Source organism: Superficieibacter sp. 1612_C1, assembly GCF_015234305.1.
Lineage (GTDB): Bacteria > Pseudomonadota > Gammaproteobacteria > Enterobacterales > Enterobacteriaceae > Superficieibacter.
Window position 1 is genome coordinate 551225 of record NZ_JADGMI010000004.1, and the last position, 24434, is coordinate 575658.

Consider the following 24434-nt stretch of genomic DNA (forward strand, 5'->3'; position numbering starts at 1 on the left):
CTTTATTGGCAAATAACGGGCAACTGAACCAATCCTGCATCAGGCTGCTGAGAGATAACATAATTCGCCCGACACACCGCACCGTCGCTGAGTGTGAGTGTAAATTGACCTTTTTGCGGCATCCCGGCGAGGTAGAGTTCTCCGCTCTCGCCAACAATGCCCGTTACGTTGCCATTTGCCAGCGTGGCGGCCCCTATTGCGCCAAAGGGCGCTGGTTTTCCGTTCACCATCTGCACGTTGAACAATACGCGGTAACCAATGTGCGTAACGAATTCTGCTTTAACTACCGCTCCGCGCGTTGGCACCAGGGTCAGAACGTTTTTTTCCAGCTCAATATTGTCTGACGAAAAATCGTTATTTCCAACGGCGATACGATTTTCATCATAAGGTGATAGTTGTGTTTTGATGGTATAGCCACGCCAGTCTGTCGCTACGCCGTTAGCATTTTCAACGTTTAACCCTGCCGCCCCGGGTGCTTTGACCAGCGCTACGGTTTCACCCATTTCCTGCGAGAAAGTAATGCCTTCTGAGTGCAGCAAAATACCGCCGCTGATACCATAATTGAGGCTTCGGGTTTCATCGCTCCAGGCATAGTTACCCTTCATGGAACCATAAGATGCGTCCCAGGCAAGCCCTGCGTTCCCACCGTTGTTGTTACCGTTTTCGCTTACCGATTGCTGCAAATTCCAGCTCAAGTTATTACCCTGAAGCAGATTGCCGTTCAGACCGATCTGGTGGGAGGGGCTGCTATGACTGCTATTAGCAAAGTTGTAATTTGCGTAACTGTTCGGTAACCAATCAGAGAGCGGCAGCGAGAGTGAAAGCATGAAAACATGCTCATTATCGTTGTCCTGATCCTCCACGCTATCGTTCGCCGCGTCGGTATAGTTCCATGACACATTCCACATGATCTGATGCCAGCTATTGCTGTAGCCAACCTGAACCAGGCGTTCAATGTTGTCCGTTTGCCAGAACTGCTCCCGGCTGAGCGTCAGATAGATATTCCCGTATCCTTCAGCGAAAGGCTGTGTCAGGGTTCCTTCTAACCGACTTCTTCGGTTACCCGTCTGCCAGAATGTCTCACTGTCATCTCTGCGGGAAGCCCATTCATCCAGGGTGTAAAACCCCTCTGTGGAATAACGGTATCCCACGATACGCAGACTGGAGTTAGTGACGTCAAACGTCCTGGAATAAAGAAAGCGCCAGGATTGTCCCCGTTCGGTATCATCAGCGAAACGCGACTCGGCATGGGTCATATCCAGCGATATCGCTCCCAGATTGCCAAGATCTTTACCGACACCCGCCGCGATCGCAGTGTAATCCTCCGCCATCTGCGTACCGCCGTATAACGTCATCCCCCACGGCATACCCCGCAGAATCTGCGCCTGGAGCAAATCAGGAGAAAAACCATCGACATTATTGAGCTCGCCGATGCTGATATCGAAATCCGTTTGCCCTTCACGACGCAATATTGCGAGAGACGCATAAGGCTGAGTGAAATGCTGTTCGCTGCCGTCTTCTTCTTTGATTGTTACATCAAGGTCTCCACCGCTGCTGGTGGTGTTAAGATCGTTAAGCGCAAAAGGTCCCTGTGGCACAGCAGACTGATAAATGATGTAGCCATTTTGTCGAATAGTGACAACAGCATTACTTTTGGCGATACCCCGAACAACCGGTGCAAAACCATTCATACTATCCGGCAACATGTCATTATCGGTGTACAGGCGAAGGCCACGTACCTGACTGCTATCGAATAAATCATTGGCGGTCCAGGTATCACCGATCATCACCTGGCTTCGCAGGCTGGCGATGTCGTGCTGTAAGTAAGTACTCAAAGAGTGATAACTGCCGTTGCTGTTTACGGCGTTCAGTGCGCTATAATTGCGAAGCCGCCAGCCACCAAGATTAATCCCGCTGCGTAAGTTCAGATAATAGAGATCGTCGCTGTCATAGTCTGTTTTCAGCATCTGAGTGGTGGAAAAATCATAGTTCATCATCAGAGCACTGATTCCCTGATCCCAGCGGGATGGAGGAATAGCGTCACGCGCAGCGGGATCCAGATAGATCTGCGGGATAGAGACGTTAAGCGCCAGCTTTTCATCATCCAGTATCCATGTCGCTTCCGGCAGCGATGGAACAGGTTCACAGCGATCGGCATTTACTGTTGCCAGCGCTTTTATGGCGTCCACCTTAACGCCAAACGTTGCCAGCGTGTTCTTCAGATCGGGGAAGCAAGGCTGGAGGGCGCTTTCATCATTTTCTCTGAAAAAACGAACGTCCCGGCGTTCCAAAAAACGCTCGTTGATATAAATGTCTACCTGATATTCCCCCGCTGGCAGGCTATCAGGACGGTTAAACTGGCTGATATCCACATCAACGGGATGCTCAAGCTCCAGCAAACGTGAGTTAAATTTTTCACCTGCGGCGTAGCTCTGATACGGGCAACCGATCCACAGTGAGAAAAGTGACAGCAGAGATAAACGGCAAATATTCACTATTAACAACCTCAGGCGGGTTAAAGAGGCTGTCTGATAACGTCACTTATCGCGCCATAATCATTAATGCTATGCCAGGTAAGCATTTTTCCAGCAACACCTGCTGGCAACGTAAACCTGAGCGTATCAAAAGGCTTAATCATCGCTATGTCCAGCGGATGGCCGTCTACAGCCACATCAATAACATTGATGTGGATAGCAGTGGGATTATTCACCACTAGCACATTACCCTGCCGTTGCCATTTTACCTTTAGGCTTGCGGTTTCAGGTTTTTCGGTAATGTTGGCTGGACGCCAGAATAGCTTGATGCGCGTTTTAATGGCGATCTCCAGTTTGCTGTTCTGTTTATCCGACGATGGTGGAATATTCTTCACATTGAGCCAAAACACGGACTCTCTGTCAGTGGGTAAATCACCGTTAGCTTTAATAATACGCAACACACGCTCTTGCTTCGGCTCAAGTCTGGACACGGGCGGGATCGCTATAAACGGTGGTTTATTTTTATCCGTTGCCATAAAGGGGTCGACCCAAACCTGGACCAGATAAGGCAAAGAAGTATCTTTATTGATTACTGAAATAGTGGTATCGCTCCTGTTTCCGGGGAAGACAACTCGCGTCCCACCAATAATAATCCCGGACCAGCAAGTGGATACTCCAAAAGCAAAGAAGAAAAAAAGAAAGCCACCAATAAAACGCCAGCGCATATCATATCCTGTGACAGGCCTGAGCAATCTCACCATATCATAGACACGGTAAAATCGACCTTGCCAGGCCTGATTATTTTATACAGATAATTAAAAATTAATTGCTATAAGTAATGGTAAATTCAGAATCTGCATTTGCTACGCCTGCTTTTATAGTTGCAGACGTGGCGATATAGCGAGCCATGAAAGGCAGGGTAGCCTTACCCTCTCCGTCGATATCTGTCGGAGTTGACTCGTTATAGAGCTTCAGTAAATTATTATCAGCTCTGTTGTAAATGGCAATCGCGACACCCTCAGCTCCGCCAGCATTCACTTTAAGATAACCATCACCCTCTTCTGTACCATCAAAGCGAGCAGAGGCTTTCTTATAAGTATCCGGGCAGTTAACCAGATCAATCTGAAAAGCCTGAACTGATGCTGTTGTACCAACACCGGTAAAGGTTGTTTTATTTACTTTACCCAGGTCAACGATTTGATTCTGACTTCCGGCGGTAACTTCACAGGTACTGTCAATAATTTCGCCGGTAAAATGAACAGTACCGTTGCCATTTGCTGCATAGGCATGTGTTCCTAAAAACAAAGACGAAAAAACCAACGCGCTCTTTAATGCTTTTCCATTCATTATGAACCATCCAGAATTATATATAAAATCTATAAGTAATTAAGTTTCATTCCTGAAACAAATATTGTCTTAATGTTAAGACGGCGAAATGCTAAACCGTCCTTTAAAGGAACGCAAGGAGAAAAAAATTTTCTTTAATTCCTGAAAAAGGAATAATGGAATAATGGAATATTTAAAAGAAATAATAACTAATTTTAATATTGTATCCGTAAAATTAATTTTGGGTGATTTTTTTAATTTAATAAAACACCTATTATTACAGGAGCCAATATTTAGATTCTACTTATTAAGAAAAAACCCCGAAAAGTTAAACGGGGTTTTTTAATACTCTTTTCTATTATTCCACCGTTACCGACTTCGCCAGGTTACGCGGCTGGTCCACATCAGTGCCTTTAATCAGCGCGACGTGATACGCCAGCAGCTGTAACGGGATGGTGTAGAAAATCGGCGCAATCACCTCTTCCACATGCGGCATCTCAATAATATGCATATTATCGCTGCTGGCGAAGCCAGCATCACGATCGGCGAAGACATATAATTGACCGCCGCGAGCGCGCACTTCTTCAATATTAGATTTCAGCTTTTCCAGCAAATCGTTATTGGGTGCAACGACAATGACCGGCATATCCGCGTCAATCAGCGCCAGCGGACCATGTTTCAGTTCGCCTGCCGCATAGGCTTCCGCGTGAATATAGGAGATCTCTTTCAGTTTCAGCGCGCCTTCCAGCGCAATCGGATACTGATCGCCACGGCCGAGGAACAACGCGTGGTGTTTGTCGGAGAAATCTTCCGCCAGCGCTTCAATGCGCTTGTCCTGCGATAGCATCTGTTCAATACGGCTCGGTAATGCCTGGAGGCCATGAACGATGTCATGCTCAACGGAAGCGTCCAGACCTTTCAGACGCGCCAGTTTTGCCACCAGCATCAGCAGCACGGTCAGCTGGGTGGTGAACGCTTTCGTGGATGCCACGCCGATTTCCGTACCGGCATTGGTCATCATCGCCAGGTCGGATTCACGTACCAGAGAGGAGCCCGGAACGTTACAGATTGCCAGTGAGCCGAGATAACCCAGTTCTTTGGACAAGCGCAGGCCCGCGAGGGTATCCGCCGTTTCACCTGACTGAGAAAGGGTGATCATCAGGCTATTACGACGCACGGCGGATTTGCGGTAGCGGAATTCGGAGGCGATTTCCACATCGCACGGAATACCCGCCAGCGATTCGAACCAGTAGCGGGAAACCATGCCTGAGTTGTAAGAGGTGCCGCAGGCGATGATTTGAATGTGCTCCACCTGCGCCAGCAGGTCGTTGGCATTCGGGCCCAGCTCGCTTAAATCTACCTCGCCGTGGCTGATGCGTCCGGTGAGGGTGTTTTTAATCGCATTCGGCTGTTCGTAGATCTCTTTCTGCATGTAATGACGGTAAATACCTTTGTCACCCGCGTCATATTGCAGACTGGATTCGATATCCTGACGTTTCACTTCCGCGCCGGTTTTATCGAAAATGGAAACGGTACGGCGGGTCACTTCTGCAATATCGCCCTCTTCGAGGAAAATAAAGCGGCGCGTCACCGGCAGCAGCGCCAGCTGGTCAGAGGCGATAAAGTTCTCACCCATACCAAGGCCGATCACCAGCGGGCTACCTGAACGAGCCGCCAGCAGAGTATCCGGTTTACGGGTATCCATAATCACCGTGCCGTAGGCACCACGAAGCTGCGGGATGGTACGCAGCACGGCATCGCGCAGCGTGCCGCCCTGTTCCAGCTCCCAATGCACTAAGTGAGCAATCACTTCGGTATCGGTTTCGGAGACAAACGTGTAGCCGCGCGACTTCAGCGTTTCACGCAGCGGTTCATGGTTTTCGATGATGCCGTTATGCACCACCACAATGTGTTCAGAGACATGCGGGTGCGCATTCGCTTCTGACGGTTCGCCGTGGGTCGCCCAGCGGGTGTGAGCAATACCGGTGCCGCCATGCAGCGGATGATCTTCCGCCGCCTGAGAAAGCATTTGCACTTTACCGAGGCGACGCAGACGGGTCATATTCCCTTCGTTGTCGACCACTGCCAGACCGGCAGAGTCGTAGCCACGGTATTCCAGACGACGTAAACCTTCGAGAAGGATTTCCGCTACATCACGCTGCGCGATAGCGCCAACAATTCCACACATAGTTTTTGATTCCGATTTTGGCGTAATGCCATGCGTTGTCGGTCAACCTGTTATGCCCGTTGTTACGAGCGCCCCGAGCCTTGTAGAGAGTGGGGTTATTTTTATAGGTACTGCTTTTCGGGCGGGAAATATATGTTTATCTCCTCTGCCCTGGTCTGCATGCCGGATGGCGCTTCGCTTATCCGGCCTACAAAATGTCATCGAACGCGGTAAGACAACATCATTACTTTTTCTTCACCGGACGCTGCCAGCCCTGTTTATGGGTCTGCCGCACGCGGCTTAATACCAGTTCGTTATCGGCGACGTCGCGCGTTACGGTGGTGCCTGCGGCAATGGTCGCGCCGTTGCCCACGCTGACCGGGGCCACCAGCTGCGTGTCAGAACCGACAAACACATCGTTGCCAATAATCGTTTTATGCTTATTCGCGCCGTCGTAATTACAGGTGATGGTGCCTGCGCCAATATTAACGTTATCGCCAATGTCCGCGTCGCCAAGATAGGTCAGATGACCCGCCTTAGAGCCTTTACCTAAACGCGCTTTTTTCATCTCGACGAAGTTGCCGACGTGCGCGCCTTCCAGCAGTTCCGCGCCAGGACGCAGACGTGCAAACGGACCAATGGTACAGGCGGCCTCAAGGTGCGCATCTTCAACCACGCTGTACGGGCTGATCTCGCAGTCGTCGCCAATGACGCTGTTTTTGATCACGCAGCCCGCGCCGATTTTCACGCGATGGCCCAGCGTGACGTCACCCTCAAGAATAACGTTAGTATCAATTTCGACATCGCGCCCGTGTTGCAGCGTGCCGCGCAGATCAAAACGCGCCGGGTCGCGCAACATGACGCCTGCCAGCAGCAGTTTTTCCGCCTGCTCGGACTGATAAACGCGCTCCAGACGGGAGAGCTGAAGACGGTTGTTGACGCCTTCCACTTCGCTCAGGCGCTGCGGGTGGACGGCGGCGATTTCATGGCCTTCCTGCCAGGCCATCGCAATAATATCGGTGATGTAGTATTCGCCCTGGACATTATTATTGGTCAGCTTAGCCAGCCAGCGCTTCATATCCGCGCCGTTAGCGATGAGAATACCGGTATTGATTTCCTGAATTTGACGCTGCGCGTCGGTCGCGTCTTTATGCTCAACGATGCCGGTCACGTTGCCGTTTTCACGGGTAATGCGGCCATAGCCGGTCGGATCGTCAAGTTTAACGGTCAGCAACCCGATGCCGCCCTGCGGTCTGGCGTCACGCAGGCGTTGTAGGGTATCAACGGAGATCAACGGCACATCGCCGTAGAGCATCAGAATATCTTCGTCGTCCGCAAAAAATGGCGCGGCCTGCTGCATAGCATGGCCGGTGCCCAGTTGTTCCGCCTGAAGGACCCAATTCAGGTTGTCTTCACGCAGCGTTTGCTTCAGCAAATCGCCACCGTGCCCGTAAACAAGATGGACCTTCGTCGCCCCTAAATGATGAGCGGCATCAATGACATGTTGCACCATAGGCTTACCGCCCAGGGTGTGCAGCACCTTAGGAAGATCGGAATACATGCGTGTGCCTTTGCCTGCGGCAAGGATCACTACGCTCATCGCACTGTTTGCCATACGCGTCCTGACTGTAATGTAAGTAAGAAGTAGATAACTTTCCCGTTGAAAACTCTACATATTTTTCACAAGAAAATGAAGCGCCGCGAAAACACGCAGCGTAGCAGGATAACAGAGAGATTATTGGTGACAAGTCAGGTATTTACCGCATGAATTTTACTTTTCAGGCCATTATTTCCCGCAAACCGGTTGTTTTCATTGTTCTTTTTAGACACAAAGAAAGCATAATAAAAACCAGCGGCTTTGGCGCTGGCTTTTATTGCATTCGGGAGTAATTAATTGCGCGACATAAAAATACGCAGCACGTACCAGAACATAGTCGCAATGGAGGCAAACAGATGTAATGCCGCGCCTGCCGGACGATCGACCGGATAGTGATGAATGATATTAGAGGTGTCATAGAGCACAAAGCCCGCGCACAGCAATACCATCAATGCCGAAAACCAGACGCCCAGCGAGAAACCACAAATCACGCTGGCGATAATCGCACCCAGAGCGATAAAGCCTGCCATCGATAAAAACGAACGCATAAACGAAAAATCTTTTTTCGTGGTAAACGCCGTAAAGGTGAGGCCGCCCACAAGCAGCAACGTGGTAATGCCTGCCGCCCCGATAATCGCGGGATTAATATACGCCGCCAGCGTCAGCAGCGGAGCAAAGATCAGGGACTCGGCCAGCACGTAGATGCCCAGGCCAATAAGCTGGGTCTGGTTAGAGTCAGCGCCATCCGCCAGACGCGTCGCCAGCATGCTGACCAGCATAAACGCGCCAAGTACCACCAGCCAGCCGTACTTACCACCGACCATCAGCACCTCGAGCATCATGTCGCCGATTCCGGTAAACATTAATGCACCGCTGAGCACGATAAACCCCATGACCGCGGCCGCCAGATGCAGATAGGCCCGACGAATAAAAGTAGCGCGATCGGTATGTAAGCCCGGTTGCGGGCCAGCAAAAGATGGCTTGAATGACATAGTAATGATCCTTCATTTAAGGCAATAAAACTGACCGGGCAGCCCTGAGCACAGGAGAGGCCGATCTTATGGGAAAGCGTCAAGCCGCACGTGTCCGTGGGAAGAGCGTCTTTTCAACTTGACGGGTTTTTAACACAGGTAGTTTATCGAATAAAAATTGAGAGGATAAAAAAAAACCAGTCTGTTTTCAGACTGGTTTTTTGCTTTTCAAGCCGGTGTTACATCGCTTTTTTGGTCAACTCGATAACGCGCAGTTTGGCGATCGCTTTGGCCAGTTCCGCAGATGCCTGAGCGTAATCCACGTCACCATGAGAGCTTTTAATGTGCTCTTCAGCCTTACGTTTCGCTTCCAGGGCTCGCGCTTCGTCGAGGTCCTGACCGCGAATCGCGGTATCAGCCAGAACGGTCACGCTGCCAGACTGCACTTCAAGAATGCCGCCGGACAGATAGATAAACTCTTCATGACCGTGCTGTTTCACGATGCGGATCATACCAGGCTTAATGGCGGTGAGCAGCGGGGCGTGGCCCGGGTAAATACCCAGTTCACCTTCACTACCCGTTACCTGGATTTTCTCGACCAGCCCGGAGAACATTTGATGCTCCGCGCTGACGACGTCCAGGTGGTAAGTCATTGCCATATCACCCTCCGATTAAGGCGTTAAAGTTTTTTGGCTTTTTCCACGGCTTCGTCGATGGAACCGACCATGTAGAACGCCTGCTCCGGCAGGTGATCGTATTCGCCTTCCATGATGCCTTTAAAGCCACGGATGGTGTCTTTCAGGGAGACGTATTTGCCCGGCGAACCGGTAAATACTTCCGCCACGAAGAACGGCTGGGACAGGAAGCGCTGGATCTTACGAGCGCGAGCTACCACCAGTTTGTCTTCTTCTGACAGTTCATCCATACCGAGGATGGCGATGATGTCTTTCAGTTCCTGATAACGTTGCAGGATAGACTGTACGCCACGCGCGGTGTCGTAGTGTTCCTGACCTACCACCAGCGGGTCCAGCTGACGGCTGGTGGAGTCCAGCGGGTCAACGGCCGGGTAGATACCCAGAGACGCGATCTGACGGCTCAGTACCACGGTTGCATCTAAGTGCGCAAAGGTGGTGGCTGGTGACGGGTCAGTCAGGTCATCCGCCGGTACGTATACCGCCTGTACAGACGTGATTGAACCGGTTTTGGTAGAGGTGATACGTTCCTGAAGAACACCCATCTCTTCCGCCAGAGTCGGCTGGTAGCCTACCGCTGAAGGCATACGGCCCAGCAGGGCGGATACTTCCGTACCGGCCAGGGTATAACGGTAGATGTTATCGACGAACAGCAGTACGTCACGACCTTCGTCACGGAATTTCTCCGCCATGGTCAGGCCGGTCAGTGCAACGCGCAGACGGTTTCCCGGCGGCTCGTTCATCTGGCCGTACACCAGCGATACTTTGTCGATAACGTTGGAGTCGGTCATTTCGTGGTAGAAGTCGTTACCCTCACGAGTACGCTCACCCACGCCCGCAAATACAGAGTAACCGGAGTGCTCGATCGCGATGTTACGGATCAACTCCATCATGTTTACGGTTTTACCTACACCCGCACCACCGAACAGACCGACTTTACCGCCCTTGGCGAACGGACACATCAGGTCGATTACTTTGATACCGGTTTCCAGCAGTTCCTGAGAGTTTGACAGCTCTTCATAGGATGGTGCTGCACGGTGGATCGCCCAACGCTCTTCTTCACCGATGTCGCCTTTCATGTCTACCGGTTGGCCCAGTACGTTCATGATGCGGCCCAGGGTAGCTTTACCTACCGGGACTTCAATCGGGTGTTCGAGGTTAGTGACGTCCAGGCTACGACGCAGGCCATCAGAAGAACCCATCGCGATAGTACGCACGATACCACCGCCGAGCTGCTGCTGAACTTCCAGCACCAGTTTCTCATTACCATTTTGTACCTCAAGAGCGTCGTACACTTTTGGTACCGCATCCTGAGGGAACTCGACGTCAACTACAGCGCCGATTACCTGGACAATTTTTCCAGTTGCCATCTTGAATCCTCTACGTATTAACCTGGTTATACCGCAGACGCGCCACCGACGATTTCGGTGAGTTCCTGAGTAATGCTGGCCTGACGAGCTTTGTTGTATACCAACTGCAGCTCTTTAATCAGGCTGCCGCCATTATCGGTAGCGGCTTTCATCGCCACCATACGCGCGGCCTGCTCGCTGGCCAGGTTTTCTACCACACCCTGATAAACCTGAGATTCTACGTAGCGGCGCAGAAGGGTATCCAGCAGCGCTTTCGGATCGGGTTCATACAGGTAATCCCAGGATTTACGCTTCAGCTCATCATCTTCTGACGCGGGCAGCGGCAGCAGTTGAGTGATGGTCGGAACCTGAGACATGGTGTTGATAAACTTGTTATTAACAATATAAAGCTTGTCCAGACGGCCTTCATCGTAGGCCTGTAGCATCACTTTTACCGCACCGATCAGTTCGGACAGGGAAGGGTTATCTCCCATGCCGGTGACCTGCGCAACAATGTTGCCACCTACAGAGTTGAAGAACGATACGCCCTTAGAGCCGATCATTGCGATATCGCACTGAACGCCTTTATCGGACCACGCTTTCATATCCGCCAGCAGTTTTTTGAACAGGTTAATGTTCAAGCCGCCGCACAGACCACGGTCTGTAGACACCACCAGGTAGCCTACGCGCTTAACGTCGCGTTCTTCCAGGTACGGATGCTTATATTCCAGATTACCGTTTGCAAGGTGACCAATCACTTTGCGCATGGTATCTGCATAAGGACGGCTGGCCGCCATACGTTCCTGCGATTTACGCATTTTGGAAGCGGCGACCATTTCCATCGCTTTAGTGATCTTCTGCGTGTTCTGGACGCTTGCGATCTTACTACGTATCTCTTTTGCGCCGGCCATGAGCTTCTCCTCAATGCCTTGCGGCCTGTCCTAAGACAAGCCGCCAGACGTTACCAGGACTGGGTTGCTTTGAAGGAATCGAGGATGCCTTTCAGCTTGCCTTCGATTTCGTCGTTATAGCCGCCACTCTGGTTGATTTCCTGCATCAGGGAGGCATGATCACGGTCGACATAAGCCAGCAGAGCGGCTTCAAAACTACCGATTTTCGCCAGTTCGACATCCGCCAGGTAACCACGTTCAGCTGCGAACAGAACCAGAGACTGCTGTGCGACAGACATCGGCGCATACTGTTTCTGTTTCAGCAGTTCGGTCACTTTCTGACCGTGATCGAGCTGTTTACGGGTTGCATCGTCAAGGTCGGATGCAAACTGGGAGAACGCCGCCAGTTCACGATACTGTGCCAGCGCGGTACGGATACCACCGGACAGTTTTTTCATGATCTTGGTCTGCGCTGCACCACCCACACGGGATACAGAGATACCCGGGTTAACCGCAGGACGAATACCGGCGTTAAACAGGTTGGATTCCAGGAAGATCTGACCATCGGTAATCGAAATTACGTTGGTCGGAACGAACGCGGAAACGTCACCAGCTTGCGTTTCGATAATCGGCAGCGCGGTCAGAGAGCCGGTTTGCCCTTTCACTTCACCTTTAGTGAAGTTTTCAACGTATTCGGCGTTAACACGCGCAGCACGCTCCAGCAGACGGGAGTGGAGGTAGAATACGTCGCCCGGGAATGCTTCACGTCCTGGCGGACGACGGAGCAGCAGGGAAATCTGACGATAAGCGACAGCCTGTTTAGACAGGTCATCATAAATGATCAGTGCATCTTCACCACGGTCGCGGAAGTATTCGCCCATTGCGCAACCGGCATACGGAGCCAGGTATTGCAGTGCAGCGGATTCAGACGCGGTTGCCACGACAACGATGGTGTTAGCCAGCGCGCCGTGCTCTTCCAGTTTACGTACCACGTTAGAGATGGTGGACGCTTTCTGGCCGATAGCAACATAGATACATTTGATGCCGGAATCGCGCTGGTTGATGATGGCATCAATGGCCAGTGCGGTTTTACCGGTCTGACGGTCGCCGATAACCAGTTCACGCTGACCACGACCGATTGGGATCATGGCGTCAACGGATTTGTAACCGGTCTGTACCGGCTGGTCAACGGACTGACGGTCGATTACGCCCGGCGCGATAGCTTCAACGGCAGAGAAGCCGTCGTTATCAACCGGACCTTTACCGTCGATTGGCGCACCCAGCGTGTTCAGCACACGGCCCAGCAGGCCACGGCCAACCGGAACTTCCAGGATACGGCCAGTACACTTCACCTTCATACCTTCGGCGAGGTCAGCGTACGGACCCATCACCACCGCACCTACGGAGTCGCGCTCCAGGTTCAGGGCGATAGCGTAACGGTTACCCGGCAGGGAGATCATCTCACCCTGCATACAATCGGCCAGGCCGTGAATGCGGATAACACCGTCACTTACAGAAACAATAGTACCTTCGTTGTGAGCTTCGCTCACCACATTGAACTGAGCAATGCGCTGCTTGATCAGTTCGCTGATTTCGGTGGAATTCAGTTGCATGCTCCAGTCCCCTTAAGACTGCAAGACGTCTGCAAGGCGATCAAGACGGCCGCGTACGCTACCATCAATGACCATATCACCCGCACGGATGATAACTCCTGCCATTACAGACTTATCGATTTTGCAATTCAGCTTAACTTTGCGTGACAGACGTTTTTCCATCGCGGCGCTGATTTTCGTAAGCTGTTCATCACTCAATGCGGTTGCAGAAGTGACGTCTACCTCTGCGATAGCCTCACTGGCTGCACGCAGGTGAATAAACTGCTCAAGAACATCGGGGAGCGCGTTCAGACGATTGTTTTCAGCCATCACCCGGATCAGGTTCTGGCCGTTTTCGTCTAACTGCTCACCGCAGACTGCGATAAACGACTCAGCGAGCGTTTCCGGCGCAAGCGCGCCAGAGAGAAGCTCTGCCATTTGTTCGTTTCTGGTAACCTCAGCGGCAAACGCCAGCATATCCTGCCAGCGCTGTACACTTTGGTGTTCAACGGCAAAGTCAAAAGCTGCTTTGGCGTAGGGGCGAGCTACCGTTACAAATTCAGACATCGGCCCCTCCCTCCTTACAGTTCAGCGACAAGTTTATCCACGATGTCGCTGTTAGCAGCTTCATCCACGGAACGTTCGATGATCTTCTCGGCCCCGGCCACAGCCAGGATAGCCACTTGCTTACGCAGTTCTTCGCGAGCGCGTTTGCGCTCCGCATCGATTTCTGCCTGAGCCTGCGCCACGATTTTAGCTCGTTCCTGCTCTGCTTCAGTTTTCGCTTCGTCCAGGATCTGAGAACGGCGTTTGTTCGCCTGTTCAATGATTACCTGAGCTTCCGCCTTCGCTTTTTTCAGCTGGTCGGTCGCGCTGGCCTTTGCAAGGTCAAGGTCCTTATGTGCTCGTTCAGCAGAAGCAAGGCCGTCAGCAATCTCTTTTTGACGCTTTTCGATGGCAGCCATTAACGGCGGCCATACATACTTCATGCAGAACAGAACGAACAGGACAAACGCGATGGCCTGGCCGAGGATTGTTGCGTTAAGATTCACAGCACAATGCCTCTTATCTAGTTAACGTTCTGATAATTGCTTCTTGTACAAGCAATGCTTACTACGCGACAGCGAACATCACGTACAGACCCAGACCTACAGCGATCATCGGGATAGCATCCACCAGACCCATAACGATAAAGAACTGAGTACGCAGCAAAGGAATCAGATCCGGCTGACGCGCTGCGCCTTCCAGGAATTTGCCCCCGAGGATGCCGATACCGATCGCAGCACCGATTGCCGCCAGACCCATCATCACAGCGGCAGCCATGTACAGCAGATCAACATTCAGGTTTTCCATGACAATCTCCAGTTTGTTTCAGTTTAAAACATTTAGTGGTGGTAAAATTAATGCTCTTCAGACGCCATCGACAGATAGACGATCGTCAGAACCATGAAGATAAAGGCTTGCAGCGTAATAATCAGGATATGGAAAATGGCCCATGGCACATTCAGTATCCACTGTGACCACCACGGCAACAGACCAGCAATCAGAATGAAAATCAGCTCACCGGCATACATGTTGCCGAACAGTCGCAGACCAAGAGAAACCGGTTTGGACAGCAGGCTTACCCCTTCAAGGATTAAGTTGACAGGAATAAATGCCCAGTGATTGAACGGCTGTAGCGTCAACTCTTTCGTGAAGCCGCCAATGCCTTTCATTTTGATGCTGTAGAACAGAATAAGGATGAATACGCCCAGCGCCATCGACAGGGTGATGTTGACGTCAGCAGACGGCACCACGCGCAGGGCCGGCAGCCCCAGGATATGCTCAGCGATATACGGCAGCAGGTCAATTGGCAGCAAGTCCATGAAGTTCATCAGGAACACCCAGACGAAAATCGTCAGGGCCAGCGGCGCAATCAGCTTGCTCTTGCCGTGATACATGTCTTTCACGCTGCCGTGAACAAAGCCAATCACCAGCTCGATAGCCGTCTGGAATTTGCCCGGGACGCCGCTGGTAGCACGCTTTGCTACGCTGCGGAACATCACCAGGAACAACAGGCCCAATAACACCGAAAAGAACATGGAGTCGATATTGAGCGTCCAGAAGGTGGCCGGGGGGTTATGCGGATCCACCAGCGAGAAGGTACGCAGGTCCAACTGAAGGTTATTCAGGTGGTGGCCTATGTAATCCTGCGGTGTTGAGATTTCTCCTGCAGACATGATGCCTCTTACCCTTTGTTGTTAATTACAGCTGGCGCAACTATCTGAACAACCAGCGCCAAAATCCACGTGACTATCAGCGGCAAGAAAACCGCCTTTAAAACCGCCAGCGCCATCACCAGTAGAGCAAAGGTCATGAGTACCTTGAAGCCTTCGCCAAGCGCGAAGCTCCAGGCCACCCGGCCTTTTGCTGGGGTATGGACCTGATGACGCCAGGCAAAAATCATAAACACACTGTTAGGCAGTAAGACTGCCATACCTCCGCATACAGCGGAAGCGCCCCAAAAGGGGTCTTTGAGGCTAAACAGCAATCCACTTGCCATTATTGCCAGAAACTGAATGAACAGAAGCTTACGAGCAACGTTTCTACTCAAGAGCGACACAGACATCACGTTTTTACTCCTGCTCCCTAAGAGGTATGCCGCGTGTCGTATAAAACGTCCTTTGGCCCCCGGAGTCAAGCATCAAAAAGCGGTCAAATTATACGGTGCGGCCTCGTGATTTCAAACAATAAGTAGCGAAAAGGTGAATAAATGTTTAAATAATTTTCTGAAGCGCTATTTTTCACGTTTTTGCCAAAGTGTGAACAATCGAGCAAAAGTCCAAATAACGCGAAAAGCCTGATGATAAAGCGTGCACCAGATCACATAATAAACATTTCCACTTTCAGTGGCTCAACAGCGTTCATGCGGTTTTTTTGTTCAACCTTTTGATATTAATGCTTAAAAATCGTGAGATTACACAAAACAGCGCCCCTTTTATCATAAACACCACATTGACATTTATAATAAATATTTAACAAATCACGCCCGGTCTCTCTGAACATTTTTAGCAGGCTGATATTTTCCATGTTGACTATTTTTCTGGTTAACAAAAAGAGCTCAGTTAAAATCCAGAGAACAAATAGTTAAGACATAGTTAAATACAATCCAGCCTGGTACCTTTTCCCGCTAAAATTTTTAACATTATCCGGTGCGTTTTTTTTCTACTTTTTTTGATAAAAATTAAATTTTATTGTGGGTTAAAAGCACAAGATGGCGCTCGCCTTCAAGCTCAGGAACCCGCAGTTTAACCACGGATTCGACAGAAAATTCAACGGGAAGCTGAGAAATCTCATCGTCAGGTAGTTGACCTTTAAGTGCGTAAAAACGGCCCTTCTCGCCGGGCAGGTGGTGGCACCACTGCACCATATCCGTCAGTGAAGCGAACGCGCGGCTGATGACACCGTCAAAAGGCGGCTCAGCGGGGAAATCCTCTACCCTGCTCTGTACAGGCTGTACGTTGTCCAGCTTCAATTCGTGCTGCACCTGGCGCAGAAAACGGACGCGTTTACCCAGGCTGTCCAGCAATGTGAACTGCGCCTCCGGACGCACGATGGATAACGGGATCCCCGGCAGCCCTGGCCCGGTACCGACATCGATAAAGCGCGTGCCTTCGAGATAAGGTGCAACGACTAGACTGTCGAGAATATGGCGGACCAGCATCTCGTTCGGATCGCGTACCGACGTGAGGTTGTAGGCTTTATTCCACTTGTGCAGCATATCGACATAGGCAACTAACTGGTTTTTCTGGTGATCGGAGAGCGAAATCCCTGCTTTATCCAGCAGACGAGAGAGTTTGTTCAGCACGGTAAATACCTGTTATTGATCTGCCGGATAGCATCGTCATTTTATCCGGCGTGGAGAACGTGTTCCAGGCCCGGTAAGCGGTGCTTACCGGGCAATATATCAGGCGCTGCGACGCAGCATGCCCTGTTTTTTTAACCACACCAGCAGAATAGAGATAGCCGCTGGAGTGATCCCGGAGATGCGCGAAGCCTGCCCGATGGATACCGGTTTGTGATCGTTTAACTTGGCGATCACTTCGTTCGACAAACCGGAAACCTGGCGGTAATCCAGCATCGCTGGCAGAAGCGTATTCTCGTTACGCTGCTGTTTTTCAATCTCGTCCTGCTGGCGAGCAATATAACCTTCGTATTTCACCTGGATTTCAACCTGCTCAGCGGCCTGCACATCTTCCAGCGCAGGGGCGAACGGCGTCAGGGCAGTCAGCTGCTGATAGGTCATTTCCGGGCGACGCAGGAGATCTTCGCCACTCGCTTCACGAGAAAGCGGTGCGGCGAGGTGAGCGTTCACTTCAGCCGCTGAGTCAACGGCGGGCGAAACCCAGGTCGCTTTCAGACGCTGGCGTTCACGCTCAATGTTTTCCAGCTTCTCGTTGTAACGCGCCCAGCGGGCATCGTCGACCAGCCCAAGTTCGCGACCCGCTTCGGTCAGGCGCAGATCGGCGTTATCTTCACGCAGCATCAGGCGATATTCCGCTCGCGAAGTAAACATGCGGTACGGCTCTTTAGTACCCAGCGTGCACAGATCGTCAACCAGCACGCCAAGATACGCCTGATCGCGACGCGGTGCCCAGCCCTCTTTCTCGGCGGAGAAACGCGCCGCGTTAAGCCCTGCCAGCAGCCCCTGGGCCGCCGCTTCTTCGTAGCCGGTGGTGCCGTTGATCTGGCCGGCAAAGAACAATCCGGCGATAAATTTGCTTTCCAGCGTTGGCTTCAGGTCGCGCGGATCGAAGAAATCGTACTCAATGGCGTAGCCAGGGCGCACGATTTTGGCGTTTTCCATCCCCTGCATAGAGCGGACGATTTGCATCTGTACATCAAACGGCAGGCTGGTGGAGATGCCGTTCGGATAAATTTCGTTTGAGGTCAGCCCTTCCGGCTCGAGGAAGATTTGATGCTGGTTACGATCGGCAAAGCGCATCACTTTGTCTTCAATCGACGGGCAGTAGCGCGGACCAATCCCTTCAATCACGCCAGCATACATCGGGCTGCGATCGAGATTATTACGGATCACGTCATGGGTTTTTTCGTTGGTATAGGTGACGTAGCACGGCACCTGACGCGGATGTTGATCCGCAGAGCCCATAAACGAGAATACCGGCATTGGATTATCGCCGTGTTGCTGTGCCAGTACGCTGAAGTCGATAGTCCGCGCATCGATACGCGGCGGCGTCCCGGTTTTCAGGCGATTAACGCGCAGCGGCAGCTCACGCAAACGGCGGGAAAGTGAGATCGACGGCGGATCGCCAGCGCGACCGCCGCTGTAGTTATCCAGTCCGATATGGATCTTGCCGTCGAGGAAGGTCCCAACGGTAAGCACCACCGCTTTGGCGCGGAATTTAAGCCCCATCTGGGTCACTGCGCCAACAACACGATCGTTTTCGACGATCAGATCTTCAACCGCCTGCTGGAAGATCATCAGGTTGGGCTGGTTCTCCAGTGCGGTACGCACCGCCTGGCGGTAAAGCACGCGATCCGCCTGAGCGCGGGTGGCCCGAACGGCAGGACCTTTGCTCGCGTTTAGTATCCTAAACTGGATGCCTGCCTGATCGATCGCTTTCGCCATCAGTCCGCCAAGCGCATCGACTTCTTTTACCAGGTGTCCTTTCCCAATGCCGCCAATGGCCGGGTTGCAGCTCATCTGCCCCAGCGTGTCGATATTATGCGTCAAGAGAAGGGTCTGCTGACCCATACGCGCCGCGGCCATTGCGGCCTCAGTGCCTGCATGACCCCCGCCAATGATGATGACGTCAAAAGGATCCTGATAAAACATGGTAATTTGCCTCGCGTAAAGCGGTGTTGAAAAGGATTGAAGCCCGGGCCGTGGATTCTACTCAACTTTAGTCGATCGAGAAAGCACCAGGATCCTGACTATTAATTAAAGAAGATCTTTATATAGAGATCTGTTTTATTATGATCTCTTATTAGGATCGCCATCCCTTGTGGATAAGTTGGATCCTTCATTAAAGATCATGCCGTTAGAGAGGATCATTAACTGTGAATGATCGGTGATCCTGTTCAGTATAAGCTGGGATCAAAAGGGCGGGTTATACACAACTCAAAAACTGACCAACGGTTATACTTTGGATAACTACCGGTTGATCCAAGCTTTTAACCAGAGTTATCCACAATTGATCGCGTGATCTTTAAGCGTTTTTGAGTAAATTAATCCAGGATCCGAGCCAAATTTCTGCTGGATCCTCCGGAATGTCATGTTCAAGCACGTTGATCTTCAGCGTTTCGCCGATCTGTTTTGCCCCGCAGATCGTCATTTCTGCGTCCAGTTTTTCGATCGCGCCACAGAAGGTATCATATTCGCGGCTGCCGAGACCGATCGCGCCAAAACGTACCTGAGACAGATCCGGCTGCTGCGCTTTAATGTCGTCCAGGAGGGGCTGAATGTTGTCTGGTAGATCGCCTGCGCCATGCGTGGAGCAGATGACTAGCCAGATCCCCGCGGTTGGCACTTCTTCCAGCAGCGGACCATGCAGGGTTTCGGTAGAAAAACCGGCGTCTTCCAGCTTTTCAGCCAGATGTTCCGCGACATATTCCGCACCGCCAAGGGTGCTGCCGCTGATAAGAGTTATGTCTGCCATGAGAGCCCATCCTGTTAAAGAGGGGCTATTGTACGCTGTGTAGGAGCTGGGATCTACCTGTGGACAACAGGGGTATTAAAAAGAACGATCATGGACGGATGGTGCGCATGATCGGGTTTTGCAGGGAGATCAGCGTTTCAGTGGACTGAATTTCATCAATTGTTTGGATCTTGTTGATAAGTACCTGCTGTAGCGCATCAATCGATCGGCACATGACCTTTATAAAGATGCTGTAGTGCCCGGTGGTGTAATACGCTTCGGTCACTTCATCCAGGCTTTCCAGCTTCGCCAGCGCGGAGGGATAATCTTTCGCGCTCTTCAGAATGATGCCAATAAAACAGCAAACGTCGTAGCCCAGCTGTTTCGGGCTGATGTCTATGCGTGCGCCGGTGATAATCCCCGCCTGCTTCATTTTCTCAACGCGAACGTGAATGGTGCCGGGGCTGACGCCAAATTGTTTAGCCAGTTCGGCGTAAGCGGTGCGCGCATTGACCATCAGCGCTTCGAGGATGCCGCGATCCAGATTGTCGATCTGATAATTTTCCATAGCTTTTTCTTATGAAGAATAGAGATTCACTCTATTTTAGCGCTTTATTTTAACGAATCAAAAGTGAGTCAGGCTTTTTGTTATTGGATTATTGAATTATACCTGCTTTTTGTTGCTTAATCATATCCAACAGGACGCAGGAGTATAAAAATGAAAACCGCTTATATCGCAAAACAACGCCAGATCAGTTTCGTTAAATCCCACTTTTCCCGCCAGCTGGAAGAGAAGCTGGGCCTGATTGAAGTACAGGCTCCGATCTTAAGCCGCGTGGGAGACGGGACGCAGGATAACTTATCCGGCTGCGAAAAAGCGGTGCAGGTGAAAGTGAAAACGCTGCCAGACGCCCATTTCGAAGTGGTTCACTCACTGGCGAAATGGAAACGTCAAACCCTGGGACAACACGACTTCAGCGCGGGCGAAGGACTGTACACGCATATGAAAGCCCTTCGCCCCGATGAAGATCGGCTGACCGCCATTCACTCCGTTTACGTTGACCAGTGGGACTGGGAACGCGTGATGGGGGATGGCGAACGTCACCTTGCCACACTGCATTCTACCGTTGAGTCTATTTGGGCGGGGATCAAAGCGACCGAGGCCGCAGTAAGCAAAGAATTTGGTCTGACACCGTTCCTGCCGGATCAAATCCACTTTGTTCACAGTCAGGATCTGCTGACTCGCTTCCCGGATCTTGATGCCAAAGGGCGTGAGCGGGCGATCGCCAAAGAGCTGGGCGCGGTATTTCTGATCGGCATCGGCGGCAAACTTTCTGACGGCAAGCGTCACGATGTGCGCGCGCCGGATTATGACGACTGGAGTTCAGCTTCCGCGTCCGGCGCTGCCGGTCTGAACGGCGATATTCTGGTCTGGAACCCGATTCTGGAAGATGCGTTTGAACTCTCCTCTATGGGGATCCGTGTGGACGCTGAAACGCTGAAACGCCAGCTGGCGCTGACCGGTGATGAAGATCGCCTGAAGCTGGAATGGCATCAGGCGTTGCTGCGCGGTGAGATGCCGCAGACTATCGGCGGGGGAATTGGCCAGTCGCGTTTAACGATGCTGCTGCTACAGCTGCCGCATATTGGTCAAGTGCAATGCGGCGTTTGGCCCGCGCAGGTTCGTGAGAGCGTCTCCGCACTGCTGTAATTTAACGCCGCCAGCGTCGTAGCAGGCGGCTGCGCATCCCGGTATCAAAGCGCCAGATATGATCGAAAATGCGCATGATGCCGGGCTTGCCGTGAGCAGACATCGCCACCGCGTGAAACCGGTGCTGATGCACCCGCTGTAGTTCTCCCACCTTTTTTACCACCTCATCCGGCAGCCGCTGGGCGATAAAATCTGAGATCACCACCGCATCGGCATCGACCCATTCAGGACCCTGCATACGCTCGACGATGGCGCGAAAGCAGCTCGCCAGATCGGTGCCGCCGCGAAAACGCTGGCTGAGAAAGCGGATCGCCTGTTCAATCCCCTGTGGGCCGCTGAGTTCGTAGCGCACCACTTCGCTTGAGAAGAGCATGATAAAACAGCGGCGGTTATCCGCGAGGGCGACGCGCATCAGGGCCAGACAAAAGGCTTTGGCACACTGTTCGTTAAAGCCGCCCATCGATCCGGAGGTATCAACGCAGACAATAAACGGCCCGCGCGGCTGTTCATCTACATCCTGATGAATAACCGGACGCTCAGATATCTTTTCCCGCCAGGCCTCACCGTGCAGTCGGTAGGTCAGCAGTTGTTTCTCCACCAGCCGCCGGTAAAACTCATACTCCAGTTCAGTGATGCCAAGCGTGGCCAGTTCAGGCGGCAGCAGGCGAAGAATGTCGTCGCTCTGGATGATGCCATCAACCTGTTCTGGCACGGTGGACGGTTCGCGCACCAGCGTGCGGAACGTTTCCATCGGCGCGTCTTTTTTCGGTACCGATTTCGCTTCGCGTGAGCGACCAAGCTGCTCCGCCAGCTGCATTAACTCTGGCTGCTGCGCCAGAAAATCGCCGTATTTGACGATCAGCTGATAGTCGCCGCGCTTCAGGTGTCCGGCGCTCATATCCCATAGCCGTCCGGCGGCGTTATCATTTTCGACAAGAACCGGCTCAAGCTGGCCGCTCAGGGTCATCCGCTCCTGCACTTCATTAAGCAGATTGTCATGTTCTTCTTCAAGCAGCTGCTGATTCAGCGTCGTGGTCTGTACGATGAGACTCAGCCGCCAGCGCTGTAGAAATAGCGTATGCAGGGCGGGCGTAAAGGAAGGGTTCGCCTCCACCAGCTGTTTTGCCTGATCGGCATAGGGCGACCTGACTTTGCCCAGTAGCGTCAGTATTTGCGGCAGTTGAACGACAAATTGCGTGGTGGAGAGCAGCTGGCTTTGCTGATAACAAAGCACTTCTTCGGTCAGTTCCGGCGAGACGTGGGTTTCTTTCAGCCGATTTTTTAGCATTTCGCGCCAGCGCGGAATATCGTCAGTCACGGCGTTTTTCAGTCGTGGAAACTTTTCAAAAAACAGCGCCAGCACCGGGGAGGCCATTAACACGAGAATGGTCTCTTCGATCAACCCATCCTCGCCAATCGCTAACAGGACATTGAGCGTATCCAGATTCAGCATTGTTTCGCCTGTTTGATCTGTTCACCGACATCCTGCAAGCTGGCTTCAATACGCCCCAGCCAGTCAGCGGCGATAAACAGGCATTTTTGCTGTTCGCTAAAGCGGGTGTGCTGCTGGTGCCACTCATCGTCCAGCGCATCGAGCTGCTGCTTAATCTCTTCCGGCATGTTTTCCTGAGAAACGCCGGGCAGCGCCAGCCGTGTTCCCTGCAGGCTGACGTCGCGCACCACCAGATGCTGACTGGCGTCGACGTCAAGATTGATGATTTGGGCGAAACCGATGCCGTTTAATTTGGCGCGAATTTCTCCGCCTTTTTCCAGCCACGTTGCCAGCGCCGCGCGTTCGAAGGTCATATGAACGACCTCCATATCGTGCAGTTTAAGCGGCTGCTGAAGCAGTAGCGTGATGACAGCGCCTTCTATCTCTGGCGGCAATTCATAATGCGGTTTACGGCTGAACATGCCGCCCTGACGCGTCACTTTCAGCGCGGTTTTATCGCTTTGTTGTTGCTGAAGTTGAATACGGTGCTGGGTTATCGCGCCCAGGCGGGTCAGCAGGGATTGCTGCTGCCAGGCGTGCCCGGTCATCAATATTTCGAGCTGCTGCTGCATCAGATTTTTACTTTCCGCATCGTGCCACAGGCAGTCTTTCAGCAGGATCACGTCGATAGGCGCAATAGCGTCACGCCCGCTAAAAAAGGCGCTGGCCTGAAGCAAACGGATCGCTTTTTTCCAGCGGCGATCGGAGACATAGGGCGCGGCGGGCAGGTTATCAAGCTGCTGACGCAACAGATAGATGAGTTCGAAAACGGCGTCCGGCAGTTTGACGTTGCCGATATCGATTTGCCACTGGGCGAACTCTTCGTCCGTGACCTGCAAACCGGCGGCGACCGGATTCTCACCCTCTTCCTGCTGGCTGGTCAGCATGGCGCGGAAGTTGCCTTTCTCCTGGACTTTATCCAGCCACAGACGGATTAACATACGGTCGTAAAGCGCCTCAAGGCTACTGTCCGCCTCCGGCAGTTCGTTGGAGGCCGCGACCAGCAGGCGCATGGGGATTTTCTCCTCATGCGCACCGTTGCGAAAATGACGTTCGTTGATGGCGGTCAGCAGCGTATTGAGGATCGCCGGACCCGCTTTCCAGATCTCATCCAGAAAGACGATTTCCGCTTCCGGCAGATAGCCCGCAGTGAGGCGCTCGTAGCGTCCTTCATCTTTTAGCGCCTGAATGGATAGCGGACCGAAAACCTCTTCCGGCGTAGAAAAGCGAGTCATTAAATATTCAAACGCCCGCGCGTGTTGAAAGGCATATTTTAAGCGGCGCGCAATCAGGCTTTTGGCGATTCCCGGCGGGCCTAACAGGAAAACGCTTTCGCCGCTTAACGCGGCCAGCAGGCACAGGCGGATGGCGTGGCTGCGTTCATAAAGTCCTTTTTCCAGGGCATTGCTCAGGCGGGAAATTCTTTCTGCTAACAGATGTGATTGAGCCATAATCAAATTGCGTCCTTCTGCCGTGTTGCAGCGGTAAAATGCGAGTATAGCGTTTTCGTGTCAGGCCGGTAATAGACTGAACAA

General features: G+C 52.1%; 22 protein-coding genes. 1 reads left to right on the forward strand and 21 read right to left on the reverse strand.

Annotation, left to right across the window (positions count from 1 at the left end):
• Positions 1–2: 2 nt before the first annotated feature.
• The 19 genes from INT84_RS16680 to asnC all read right to left on the reverse strand — a co-directional run bounded on the left by INT84_RS16680 (position 3) and on the right by asnC (position 20264).
• Entirely contained in the window at positions 3–2474 is a 2472-nt protein-coding gene (locus tag INT84_RS16680; protein WP_194207728.1) for a fimbria/pilus outer membrane usher protein, read from the reverse strand.
• 41 nt (positions 2475–2515) lie between these two features.
• Positions 2516–3199, reverse strand: a complete 684-nt coding sequence (locus INT84_RS16685) for a fimbrial chaperone (RefSeq protein WP_194207691.1) — start codon at positions 3197–3199, stop codon at positions 2516–2518.
• A gap of 97 nt (positions 3200–3296) precedes the next feature.
• Positions 3297–3821 carry a fimbrial protein gene (locus INT84_RS16690; protein WP_194207692.1) on the reverse strand — a complete coding sequence of 175 codons (525 nt, stop codon included), beginning with the start codon at positions 3819–3821 and terminating at the stop codon, positions 3297–3299.
• 337 nt (positions 3822–4158) lie between these two features.
• On the reverse strand, positions 4159–5988 hold the full coding sequence (glmS, locus tag INT84_RS16695; protein ID WP_194207693.1) for a glutamine--fructose-6-phosphate transaminase (isomerizing): 1830 nt from the start codon (positions 5986–5988) through the stop codon (positions 4159–4161).
• A 223-nt stretch (positions 5989–6211) separates the two neighbouring features.
• Positions 6212–7582 carry a bifunctional UDP-N-acetylglucosamine diphosphorylase/glucosamine-1-phosphate N-acetyltransferase GlmU gene (gene glmU / locus INT84_RS16700; RefSeq protein WP_194207694.1) on the reverse strand — a complete coding sequence of 457 codons (1371 nt, stop codon included), beginning with the start codon at positions 7580–7582 and terminating at the stop codon, positions 6212–6214.
• Positions 7583–7857: 275 nt separating this feature from the next.
• Entirely contained in the window at positions 7858–8556 is a 699-nt protein-coding gene (locus INT84_RS16705; RefSeq protein ID WP_176918551.1) for a Bax inhibitor-1 family protein, read from the reverse strand.
• Between the two features lie 218 nt (positions 8557–8774).
• Positions 8775–9194, reverse strand: coding sequence for a F0F1 ATP synthase subunit epsilon (locus INT84_RS16710; protein WP_176918552.1), 420 nt, complete (start codon positions 9192–9194; stop codon positions 8775–8777).
• A gap of 20 nt (positions 9195–9214) precedes the next feature.
• A complete protein-coding gene (gene atpD / locus INT84_RS16715; protein ID WP_176918553.1) occupies positions 9215–10597 on the reverse strand; it encodes a F0F1 ATP synthase subunit beta in 1383 nt (460 codons plus the stop codon).
• Between the two features lie 26 nt (positions 10598–10623).
• The gene (gene atpG, locus INT84_RS16720) at positions 10624–11487 is read right to left on the reverse strand and encodes a F0F1 ATP synthase subunit gamma (RefSeq protein WP_176918554.1); all 864 of its coding nucleotides are present in this window, start codon (positions 11485–11487) and stop codon (positions 10624–10626) included.
• A gap of 50 nt (positions 11488–11537) precedes the next feature.
• A complete protein-coding gene (gene atpA / locus INT84_RS16725) occupies positions 11538–13079 on the reverse strand; it encodes a F0F1 ATP synthase subunit alpha (RefSeq protein WP_176918555.1) in 1542 nt (513 codons plus the stop codon).
• Between the two features lie 12 nt (positions 13080–13091).
• On the reverse strand, positions 13092–13625 hold the full coding sequence (gene atpH / locus INT84_RS16730) for a F0F1 ATP synthase subunit delta (RefSeq protein ID WP_176918556.1): 534 nt from the start codon (positions 13623–13625) through the stop codon (positions 13092–13094).
• 14 nt (positions 13626–13639) lie between these two features.
• Positions 13640–14110 carry a F0F1 ATP synthase subunit B gene (gene atpF / locus INT84_RS16735; RefSeq protein ID WP_103676215.1) on the reverse strand — a complete coding sequence of 157 codons (471 nt, stop codon included), beginning with the start codon at positions 14108–14110 and terminating at the stop codon, positions 13640–13642.
• 61 nt (positions 14111–14171) lie between these two features.
• The gene (gene atpE, locus INT84_RS16740; protein ID WP_049839447.1) at positions 14172–14411 is read right to left on the reverse strand and encodes a F0F1 ATP synthase subunit C; all 240 of its coding nucleotides are present in this window, start codon (positions 14409–14411) and stop codon (positions 14172–14174) included.
• 47 nt (positions 14412–14458) lie between these two features.
• Entirely contained in the window at positions 14459–15277 is an 819-nt protein-coding gene (gene atpB, locus INT84_RS16745) for a F0F1 ATP synthase subunit A (protein ID WP_176918557.1), read from the reverse strand.
• A gap of 8 nt (positions 15278–15285) precedes the next feature.
• Positions 15286–15666, reverse strand: a complete 381-nt coding sequence (atpI, locus tag INT84_RS16750) for a F0F1 ATP synthase subunit I (RefSeq protein WP_194207729.1) — start codon at positions 15664–15666, stop codon at positions 15286–15288.
• 615 nt (positions 15667–16281) lie between these two features.
• Complete coding sequence (gene rsmG, locus INT84_RS16755; protein ID WP_194207695.1) at positions 16282–16905, reverse strand: 16S rRNA (guanine(527)-N(7))-methyltransferase RsmG; 624 nt, start codon at positions 16903–16905, stop codon at positions 16282–16284.
• A 99-nt stretch (positions 16906–17004) separates the two neighbouring features.
• A complete protein-coding gene (gene mnmG / locus INT84_RS16760) occupies positions 17005–18894 on the reverse strand; it encodes a tRNA uridine-5-carboxymethylaminomethyl(34) synthesis enzyme MnmG (protein WP_194207696.1) in 1890 nt (629 codons plus the stop codon).
• A gap of 373 nt (positions 18895–19267) precedes the next feature.
• On the reverse strand, positions 19268–19717 hold the full coding sequence (gene mioC / locus INT84_RS16765; RefSeq protein WP_194207697.1) for an FMN-binding protein MioC: 450 nt from the start codon (positions 19715–19717) through the stop codon (positions 19268–19270).
• 88 nt (positions 19718–19805) lie between these two features.
• Positions 19806–20264, reverse strand: coding sequence for a transcriptional regulator AsnC (gene asnC / locus INT84_RS16770; protein ID WP_194207698.1), 459 nt, complete (start codon positions 20262–20264; stop codon positions 19806–19808).
• Between the two features lie 150 nt (positions 20265–20414).
• Here asnC and asnA point away from each other — a divergent pair, with 150 nt between their 5' ends.
• Positions 20415–21407, forward strand: a complete 993-nt coding sequence (asnA, locus tag INT84_RS16775; RefSeq protein WP_194207699.1) for an aspartate--ammonia ligase — start codon at positions 20415–20417, stop codon at positions 21405–21407.
• A gap of 1 nt (position 21408) precedes the next feature.
• Here the strand turns inward: asnA and viaA are convergent, their stop codons facing one another.
• Positions 21409–22860 carry an ATPase RavA stimulator ViaA gene (gene viaA, locus INT84_RS16780; RefSeq protein WP_194207700.1) on the reverse strand — a complete coding sequence of 484 codons (1452 nt, stop codon included), beginning with the start codon at positions 22858–22860 and terminating at the stop codon, positions 21409–21411.
• Positions 22854–24350 (reverse strand): ATPase RavA, encoded by a 1497-nt coding sequence (gene ravA / locus INT84_RS16785; protein WP_194207701.1) that lies wholly within the window; start codon positions 24348–24350, stop codon positions 22854–22856. The genes viaA and ravA overlap by 7 nt, the downstream gene beginning before the upstream one ends.
• Positions 24351–24434: the final 84 nt, after the last annotated feature.